Raw genomic sequence first — 439 nt, 5'->3', positions numbered from 1 at the left:
ACATCATCGTCTCCATCTCCTCGAAGGGGAGGGCTCCATGCCTGTAAGTGTCATGAGCACGTCCAAAAGAGGGGACGGTCCGCAGCCGGTCGCCGCGGTCTCCGCCGTCGGGCTGCGCAAGTCCTACGGCGACCGGACCGTTCTCGACGGCATCGACCTGCGCATCCCGGCCGGGACCGTGTTCGCGCTGCTCGGGCCGAACGGCGCGGGCAAGACCACCACCGTGCGGATCCTGTCCACGCTCGTCGCCGCCGACGGCGGCCAGGCCCAGATCGCCGGCCACGACCTCACCACCGCGCCGGACCGGGTGCGGGCCGCGATCGGCGTCACCGGGCAGTTCGCCGCGCTCGACGACCTGCTCACCGCCGAGGAGAACCTGCTCCTCATGGCCGACCTGCTGCACCTGGGCAAGCGCGAAGGACGGGAGCGGGCGCGGGAG

1 protein-coding gene is annotated in these 439 nt (G+C 71.5%); it reads left to right on the top strand.

The window, feature by feature from the left end:
* Positions 1 to 52: 52 nt before the first annotated feature.
* The coding region (locus tag RNC47_RS36930) for an ATP-binding cassette domain-containing protein (protein WP_311605243.1) at positions 53 to 439 on the top strand (387 nt) is incomplete at its 3' end.

This window comes from Streptomyces millisiae, assembly GCF_031845425.1.
In the GTDB taxonomy this organism is placed as follows: Bacteria; Actinomycetota; Actinomycetes; order Streptomycetales; family Streptomycetaceae; genus Streptomyces; species Streptomyces millisiae.
The sequence above is the reverse complement of the archived record's forward strand: the minus strand, read 5'-3'. Positions and strand labels throughout refer to the sequence as shown.